This window comes from Marinobacter sp. MBR-105 (genome assembly GCF_053628895.1).
Genome location: NZ_JBRJHG010000046.1, coordinates 1 through 2,130, shown reverse-complemented (window position 1 = coordinate 2,130; position 2,130 = coordinate 1). Strand labels below are relative to the sequence as shown.

Genomic DNA, 2,130 nt, shown 5'->3' with positions numbered 1-2,130 from the left:
TGACCTCAAAGTCAGAATCTCACCCAGTTATCGCCTCTTGTTGGCGCAGAGGTGGGCTTGACGGGTATATTGGCGAGCGAAGTCACTGATTCAGGCAATACATAGCGTTTTTGGACCTAATGACGTCAATGATTTGATTGCTTTCATCGAAGCCTTGCGAAATGAGGTAGAAAACCACCGCAAGATAGCCAACAATCCCCAATCCTATGGTGATGACCAAGCCAAATATTGTTCCCTTGACGTGCTGATTCATGCTTTTCCTTAAAACTTAACGCCAGCGCACAACGGCGCCCTTGTAATGGAGGCGCAGCCGCAATGAAAAGGGCGTCCGGCGGCCACCGGCCGCGAATTGATGCGCCTTGTTAGATGCCGTTTACCCGGCATTTTATTGTGGCACCCAAAGCTGAATGCCTACTCCCGATACGTTGCACCAGCGCGACCCATGGCGCTAGGAACCAGAACACCCTACGCACAGATGATGCACGGACTTTACGCCGGATTGCCCCGCAACCTTAACACCGAGTTACCAGCCAAAAACCGGAGACTGACTGGCGGCTGTGTTTTGCCCGAGAACCACTGCCAAGCCGCGGCCAAACACCAAACCCAAAACCGCCGGAGCCAGGCATTTAACGCAGAGCGCACCGGCGGCCTTGACGTAGCGAAGCGGAGACAAGGGCGTCCGAGTGCCGCGTTTTGTTAACTGGTTTGCCTGATGTTGGCACGACGTTTCCGTATCTGCTCGGTGATTTGTTCCTGGCGTTCCTCAAGAGAGTTCAGCCCAAGGCGCGCACGGCGTTCATTAACGTTAGCAGAATCCTCAATAGGAAACGGTGTTGGCCAACCGTTTTCATCAGCATCAAACTGGGTGCCGTAGTATTGAGGCTTGCCTGATAGCGTACATATTCGATCCTGGAGGAACGCCAACTGCCAGCCCGCTACATCCTCTCTCGCAACGGCATCTTCTAGCAGAGGAATACACTCTCCCATGAATTCGGGATCTGAAACAGAATGCTGAACGACTAGCCATGCAGCTTTGGCAGCCTCCTCCCCAACTAGCTCAACGCCGGGCCAGCCGTGCACGGCAATAATCTCTTTCAGGCGGGAAGCATTGTGCTCATGCAGGGCTCTCATCCGGGGATGGTAAGGCTGAGATTCCAGCTCTCCAGAATCGACGAGTTGCTTCAATAACTGCTGGTCTTCCGCCATCATTTTGATTAGTTCATCCGCAAGATTCTGATTCATGGGCTCCTTCCCAGTTAACGCCAGCAATAAACGGCGGCCCGACAGGGACGTCCGGTGGAGGCCGCAGGCCGGAACGAATTTAATTGCCTTGTTAATGGCCGTTCACCACCGTGGTTGCGCCTGACACCCAAGGCCGCATGCCCTCTCCCGGACAGCTTGCACCAGCTCGACGGATGGCGAAAGGAACCAGAACGCAAAAGCTTCCGGCCCGATGACCGATTGAGGCGGACGGCCCCACGACTGGGGCACAGCAGTAATACCAACTCCGCTGACCGTTTTGGCAACCAAACCGGACGGCGAAGTTTCCGGCCTTGGCCATCACCAGAGTGAGCGGGCTCTGCAATCAAACCCGGTGCCAAGGCCTTTGCACAGTACCAGCCAAAAACTCACAAGGGCCTGGCCATTAACGCGAAGGTAACCGGCGCCGGAGCGCAGCGGAGGGAACCAAAAGCGGTACGCTTTTGGCGTCCGGTTGACCGCCTGGTTAGTGGCCGGTCACCACCAAGGTCTCCCTCGGCACCCCACGCTGTATGCCCTCTCCCGAACAGCTTGCACCAACCTAACGGATGGTGACAGGAACCAGAGCGCAAACCGCACCAACCCGATTACCATTTGAACTGGACGGCCCCGCGACTGGGGCACGCCATGAATAACTATGCTGCGGGTGACTTTGGCAACCAACCCGACGCAACTTTTCCGGCCTTGGCCATCATCACCATAAGCGGCTTGGCTACCAAACCCGACGCCAAGGCCTTGGCACTAAGCCAGCCCAAAATGATGAAGGCCAAGACCAATAACGCCAGCCAGCATGCGCGGCTACGGAATGGAGGCGAAGCCGCAATGCAGTAGGCGTCGCGTGCCTGGCCTTGTTATGGGCGGCCAACAAAG

The 2,130-nt window shown here is 56.2% G+C and carries 3 protein-coding genes; 1 reads left to right on the top strand and 2 read right to left on the bottom strand.

Annotated features, from left to right (window positions below; all coding sequences use genetic code 11):
* Positions 1-82: 82 nt before the first annotated feature.
* Entirely contained in the window at positions 83-253 is a 171-nt protein-coding gene (locus ACSSVV_RS20870; protein ID WP_454106962.1) for a hypothetical protein, read from the bottom strand.
* A 443-nt stretch (positions 254-696) separates the two neighbouring features.
* Positions 697-1,242 carry a DUF6624 domain-containing protein gene (locus ACSSVV_RS20865; RefSeq protein ID WP_454106961.1) on the bottom strand — a complete coding sequence of 182 codons (546 nt, stop codon included), beginning with the start codon at positions 1,240-1,242 and terminating at the stop codon, positions 697-699.
* Positions 1,243-1,887: 645 nt separating this feature from the next.
* On the opposite strand from ACSSVV_RS20865, the gene ACSSVV_RS20860 reads away from it, so the two are divergent.
* Complete coding sequence (locus tag ACSSVV_RS20860; RefSeq protein ID WP_454106960.1) at positions 1,888-2,091, top strand: hypothetical protein; 204 nt, start codon at positions 1,888-1,890, stop codon at positions 2,089-2,091.
* Positions 2,092-2,130: the final 39 nt, after the last annotated feature.